The sequence below is a fragment of the Rathayibacter sp. AY1C6 genome (genome assembly GCF_002931535.1).
Classification (GTDB): domain Bacteria; phylum Actinomycetota; class Actinomycetes; order Actinomycetales; family Microbacteriaceae; genus Rathayibacter.
In genome coordinates, this window is the sequence record NZ_PSWC01000001.1 from 367,489 (window position 1) to 373,529 (window position 6,041).

Consider the following 6,041-nt stretch of genomic DNA (forward strand, 5'->3'; position numbering starts at 1 on the left):
CACCCCTCATGGATCTCGCCGTTCTCTGGTTCTGGATCGTCGCGTTCTTCTTCATCGGCTACTTCGTCCTCGACGGGTTCGACTTCGGCGTCGGCATGTCGCTCCCGTTCCTCGGGCGCGACGACACCGACCGCCGCGTGCTGATCAACACGATCGGCCCGGTGTGGGACCTCAACGAGACGTGGGTGATCGTCGCCGGCGCCGCCCTGTTCGCCGCGTTCCCGGAGTGGTACGCCACGCTCTTCAGCGGGTTCTACCTGCCGCTTCTGCTCATCCTGCTCGCGCTGATCGCCCGCGGCGTCTCGTTCGAGTACCGTCACCAGCGTCCGGAGGCGCAGTGGAAGCGGCGCTTCGACACGATGATCGTCGTCGGCTCCGCGGTGCCCGCCTTCCTCTGGGGCGTGGCCTTCGCGAACATCGTGCAGGGCGTCCCGATGGACGCCGACCACAACTTCACCGGCACCGTCCTGGACCTGCTGAACCCCTACGCCCTGCTGGGCGGAGCGACGACCCTCCTGCTCTTCTTCACGCACGGAGTCGTCTTCGTCGCCCTGAAGACGGAGGGGGAGATCCGCGAGCGTGCGCGCCGCCTGGCGACCCGTGCGGGGCTGCTCACCGTGGTCGTCGCCGCGGTCTTCCTGGCCTGGACCAACCTCGGCCAGGGGAGCACCGCCTCCTGGGCGCTCTCGGCGGGCGCGGCCGCGACCCTCGTCGGCGGCTGGCTCGCGATCACGCGGGGCCGGGAGGGACGCGCCTTCGCGCTGCTGGCCGGCACCATCGCGCTCGCCGTGCTCGCCCTCTTCGCGACGCTGTTCCCCGCGGTGATGCCGGCCTCGAACGTCCCCGCCTACGGGCTGACGATCGAGAACGCCTCCAGCACGCCCTATACGCTGACGGTCATGAGTTGGACCGCCCTGGTGTTCGTGCCGCTCATCGTCGGCTACCAGGCCTGGACCTACTGGATCTTCCGCAAGCGCATCAGCCGCGCGCACATCCCGGTCGACGCCCACTGACGTGAAGCCCCTCGATCCGCGCCTGCTCCGCTACGCCCGGGCGGCCCGCGTGTTCCTCCTGCTCGGCGGGGTGCTCGCGCTGGCGAGGACCCTGGCGATCGTCGCCTTCGCGTGGCTCGTGGCGCAGCTGGTGGCCGGTGCGGTCGACGGGAGGAGCGCCGACGATCTCGCGCCGCTGCTGGCCGCCCTGCTCGCGGTCGTCGCGGCGCGGGCGGCTCTCGCCTGGGCGACCGAGGTGAACGCTGTGCGCGGAGGAGCAGGAGCGAAGGCGCAGCTGCGGCAGGCGGTCCTCGCCGCACTGGTCGAGCTCGGCCCGGTGGGCCGCTCCGAAGGGGGCTCGGGCGGGGTCGTCGCGCTGCTGGGCGGCGGACTGGACTCCCTCGACGGCTACTTCGCCCGCTACCTCCCGCAGCTGATCGCCACCGCGGTGGCGACGCCGCTCCTGACACTCGTGGTCTTCCTCGCCGATCCGCTCAGCGCGGTGTTCCTGGTGGTGACCCTGCCGCTCATCCCGGTGTTCATGGTGCTGATCGGCTGGGCGACTCAGGCCGTGCAGGCACGGCAGTGGGAGCGGCTGCAGGCCCTCGCGTCCGGCTTCGTCGACACCGTCGGCGGCCTCGCGACGCTCAAGATCTTCGGGCGGGCCGAGCGGCAGGCGACGCGGATCCGCGCGCTGACCGAGGACTACCGCGTGCACACGATGAAGGTGCTGCGGGTGACCTTCGTCAGCGGCTTCGTGCTGGAGCTCGCCGGCTCGCTCTCGGTCGCACTGGTCGCCGTGTCGATCGGGCTGCGGCTGGTCGACGGCTCGCTGGGGCTGGCCGTCGGGCTGTTCGTCCTGGTGCTGGCGCCGGACGTGTTCCTGCCGGTGCGCCAGGTCGGTGCCGAGTTCCATGCGGCGGCCGACGGGGTGCAGGCGGCGGACCGCGCCTTCGCCGTCCTCGAGCGCGCGGCGGCGCTGCCCGCTCGCGGGACGGCTCCGGCGGCGACGGGGGTGCTCGAGTTGCGGGGTCTCGCGGTCGACGACGGACGCGGGCGGACGCTCGCTCCTGTCGACGCGGTGCTCCCCGTCGGGTCGATCACCGTGGTGACCGGGCCCAGCGGGTCCGGGAAGTCGACGCTGCTCGCCGCGCTCGCGGGCTTCGTGCCCTTCTCGGGCACGCTGCTGCTCGGCGGGTCGCCGGTCGCGGATCTGCGGTCGACGCTCGCCTGGGCGGGCCAGCGGCCCGACCTGCTCCCGGGGAGCGTCGCCTCCGCCGTCGGGCTCGGAGCACTCTCGCCGGACCCCGAGCGCGTGCGGCGGGCCCTGGCGATCGCCGCGGTCGACGTGGACCCCGAGCGTCGGCTCGACGCCGAGGGGACAGGCCTCTCGGGCGGGCAGAGCGCCCGTGTCGCCGTCGCCCGCGCCGTGCACCGCCTGCTCGAGCGCGGGTGCGCGGTGCTGGCCCTGGACGAGCCGACCGCCGCCCTCGACGACGAGTCCGAGCGGGCGCTGCTCGCCGGACTCAGGTCGCTGGCGGAGAGCGGGACGATCGTCGTCGTCGCCAGCCACCGGCCCGCGACCGTCGCGGCGGCCGACGCCGTGATCGCCCTGGCGCCGGCGGCGGCGGTCGCGAGGTGAACCGCTCCGACGTCCTCCGCGCCGCGATGCCCGGGCCGCGCCGCTTCCTGCCGGGGCTGTCCTTCGGGCTGCTCTCCTCCTCCGCCGTCGTGGCGCTGCTGGCCTGCTCCGCCTGGCTGATCGTCCGCGCGGCCGAGCAGCCGCCGATCCTGTTCCTCTCCATGGCCGTCGTGGGCGTGCGGGCCTTCGCGCTGGCGCGGGCCTTCTTCCGCTACCTCGAGCGGCTGACCGGCCACGACGCCGCCTTCCGCGCGCTCGCGGAGCTCCGGGCGGGCGTCTACGAGCGCCTGGTGCCGGTCGCGCCGGACGGGCTGGGCCGCGTGCGCCGTGGCGACCTGGTCTCCCGGGTGGTGGCGGACGTCGACGCCCAGCAGGACGTGCCGCTGCGCGTCGTGCAGCCGCTGGTCGTCGCGGCGCTGGTCGCTGCGGTCTCCGTGGTCGGCGTCTGGCTGCTCCTGCCGGCGATGGGCGCCGTGCTGCTGGCGCTGCTGGTCCTCGCCTTCGCCGGTGGGGCCCTGGGCGCCGGCCGGCTCTCCGCGCAGGCGGACCGCGAGCTGGCGCCGCTGCGCGGGGAGCTCGCCGAGCGCCTCAACCTGCTGGTCACCCGCCTCGACGTGCTCATCGCCTTCGATGCGGCGGGTGACGCTCTGGCGGACGTGGCACGCGCGGAGGAGTCGCTCGCCCGGGCGGCGCGTCGACGGGCGGCCTCCACCGGACTGGCCGCGGCCGTCCTCGCCCTCTGCTCGGGCGGTGCGGTCTGGGCGGGCCTCGTGCTCGGGATCCCGGTGATCGGCGACCTCGGCGGTCCGGCGCTGGGAGTCGTCGCGCTCGTGCCGCTCGCGGTCTTCGAGGTCGCCGCCGCCGCGCCGCTCGCCGTGCAGGCGGCGCGCACCGCGCTCTCGAGCGCTCAGCGCCTGGCCGATCTGGACGCCGAGGCGGCGTCGCCCGCGCTCGCGACCGACGCGGACGTGGACCCGGACGCCCAGGCTCCCCGGGGCGCCGGCATCGTCCTTCGCGACCTGTCGGTGAGCTGGCCCGGCGCGCACACGCCCGCGCTGCGGGGCGTCTCGCTCGACCTGCCGGAGGGTGCGCGCGTCCTCGTCACCGGCGGCAGCGGGTCCGGGAAGACCACGCTCGCGCACGCTCTGGTGCGCTTCCTCGACCACTCCGGCAGCTACCTCCTGGGCGGAGTCGAGGCGCGCACGCTGCCGCAGGCGGAGGTGCGGAAGCGGGTCGGGCTCGTGGAGCAGCAGCCGTACCTCTTCGACGACACGATCCGGCAGAACCTCCTCTTCGCGCGGCCCGAGGCCGATGGCGCCGTGCTCGAGGCGGTGCTCGAGCGGGTCGGGCTCGGGCCCTGGGTCGCTGCACGCGGCGGGCTCGACGCGCGGGTGGGGGAGCGGGGCTCGCTCGTCTCGGGCGGCCAGGCCCAGCGGATCGCCCTCGCACGCGCACTCCTGGCCGACTTCCGCGTCCTGGTGCTGGACGAGCCGACGGCGTCGGTGGACGCTCCCGTGGCCGACGCTCTGCTCGGGGATCTGCTCCGCGCCGCCGAGGGGCGGACGGTGGTCCTGATCGCGCACCGGGTCGATCCCGGCCTGGAGTTCGACACGCGGATCCGGGTGGCGGACGGCACGGCGGCTCAGGAGCACCGGGCCGCCTGAGCAGGCGCCCGGCTCCGCGGGGCGGCCGGTCCGAGCGGCCGTTCAGCCGTGCTCCGTCCGGACCGAGGCCCGCGCCAGGGAGGCCGCGCGCGCCAGGCGCCCGCCCTCCGCCTCCCAGCGGTCGAGGACCGCGTCCGCCCGGGTCCGCGCCGCACCGCGCAGCCCTGCCAGGAGCGGAGCGACGACGTCGCGGGCCAGCGGGTCGCTCAGCTCGTCCACGCGGGAGTCGCGGACGAAGCCCTCGAGCCGGGTGAGGTCGGAGCCGCGCAGCCACTCGGCTCGGGACTGCAGCAGCACGACGGCCGCCAGCCGCGGCTCGAACACCGCCGGCTCCCACAGCTCGGAGGAGAGGGCTGTCACGTCGTCGTGCTCGAGCGAGCGGAACTTCCTCAGCGCGTCGCGGACGGTGCCGCGGACCGCCCCGACCGAGGCGCCCGTCGAGTCGAGCCCTGCTCCCAGGCGCTCGCGCACGTCCTGCGCGCGCCAGACGTCGCCCTCGTACTCCAGGGCCGAGCGGATGAAGTCGCCGGGGTCGCTCACCCCTCCATCATGCGTCGCGCGTCAGCCCCGGCTGGCCCAGACGGCCCGTCCGATGCCGTCGTACTCGACGAGGCGGCCGTCATCCTGCAGCACGAGGCGGTAGGGCGCGACGACGCCGGTCTGGCCGATACCGAAGGAGATCCTCGGGAACCGCAGCCAGAGGATCCGGGAGTCGGCCACGTCGAGCCGGCCCTCGGAGCTCATCGAGAAGGCGGCACCGGAGGCGGAGGAGGTGTTCGTCGCCCAGTCCGCGCCGTTCGGCCCGTAGACGACGAAGTTGCCGTCGCGCTGCATCTCGGCCCGCCACTGCCCGCTCGCCGAGGTCAGCCGCGTGCCCGCGACGACGAGGCCGCTCGGGGAGAGCGAGTCGCGCACGACGAGCGCGGCACTGCTCCAGAGGACGCCGGAGTCGTCCGCGATCCGGAGATCGCCCTCGCGGAGGACCATCGTGGCGCCCGGCTCGCCGGACGTGTCCGAGGCCCACAGGGGCGCGCCGTCCGCGGTGTAGACCACGGCGTTCCCGTCGTCCTGCATCCGGAGGACGTTGCCCCGGCCGCGGGTGCCGCTCGCCCAGAGAGCCCCGCCCTGCCCGTAGACGACGAGGTTACCGTCCGCCTGCATCACCGCCGTGGTGCCTCCCTGGGTGGCGAGCCGGTTCCCCGCGTAGAGGGTGCTGCCGCGGCGGAGGGTGTCGGTGCGCGGCTCGTCGATCCGGCCGCCGATGCTGCTGGCCCAGGCCGCCGAGCCGCTGCGGCGGTAGATCACGAGATTGCCGTCGTCCTGCATCCGCAGCTCGCCGCCCGGGTCGGCCACCGTGCCGCTCGCCCAGACCGGGCGCCCGTCCGCGGCGTACACGACGAGGTTGCCGTCGTCCTGCATCCGCAGGCTGTCGCCGCGCCCCTGCGTGCCCGAGGCCCAGGTGGGACGGCCGCCGGCGGCGTAGACCACGGCGTTGCCGTCGGTCTGCATCACGAGGGAGGAGGCGCCGTCGGGGGACACCAGGCGCTCGCCGCGCGCGAGCTGCTCGCCGGCACGGAGGACCGCGGCGGAGGCGACGGCGGAGGACGCCGAGGGCGGGGCCTCGACCGCGGCGGCGGGCAGCGAGCTCAGCAGGAGCGCGCCCGTGGCGGCGAGCGCCGCGAGGGAGGCGGTCAGGGAGCGGCCGGAGGGGAGGTGCGTCATCGCAGGAGTCCTGTCGGGGAG

4 protein-coding genes and 1 pseudogene are annotated in these 6,041 nt (G+C 75.1%); 3 read left to right on the plus strand and 2 right to left on the minus strand.

Translation table 11 applies throughout. The annotated features are described in order from the left end of the window. The first annotated feature begins 8 nt into the window (after positions 1–8). From cydB to cydC, 3 genes are read left to right on the plus strand one after another with little or no spacing between them, the layout of a single operon-like run. Positions 9–1,013: a cytochrome d ubiquinol oxidase subunit II gene (gene cydB / locus C5D36_RS01610; protein ID WP_104263596.1), complete on the plus strand. Its 1,005-nt coding sequence runs from the start codon at positions 9–11 to the stop codon at positions 1,011–1,013. Between the two features lies 1 nt (position 1,014). Next, on the plus strand, positions 1,015–2,634 hold the full coding sequence (gene cydD / locus C5D36_RS01615) for a thiol reductant ABC exporter subunit CydD (RefSeq protein ID WP_104295032.1): 1,620 nt from the start codon (positions 1,015–1,017) through the stop codon (positions 2,632–2,634). Beyond that, on the plus strand, positions 2,631–4,298 hold the full coding sequence (gene cydC, locus C5D36_RS01620) for a thiol reductant ABC exporter subunit CydC (RefSeq protein WP_104295033.1): 1,668 nt from the start codon (positions 2,631–2,633) through the stop codon (positions 4,296–4,298). Before cydD ends, cydC begins: the two co-directional genes overlap by 4 nt. Positions 4,299–4,340: 42 nt before the next feature. On the opposite strand, the gene C5D36_RS01625 is transcribed toward cydC, so the two are convergent. Then, positions 4,341–4,838, minus strand: a complete 498-nt coding sequence (locus C5D36_RS01625; protein WP_104295034.1) for a DNA alkylation repair protein — start codon at positions 4,836–4,838, stop codon at positions 4,341–4,343. Positions 4,839–4,859: 21 nt separating this feature from the next. Beyond that, positions 4,860–6,041: pseudogene (locus C5D36_RS01630) on the minus strand (hypothetical protein); the annotation flags it as partial.

Coding starts and splice junctions, on each gene's coding strand:
- cydB (WP_104263596.1), top strand. CDS start 9: ATGGATCTCGCCGTTCTCTGGTTCTGGATCGTCGCGTTCTTCTTCATC.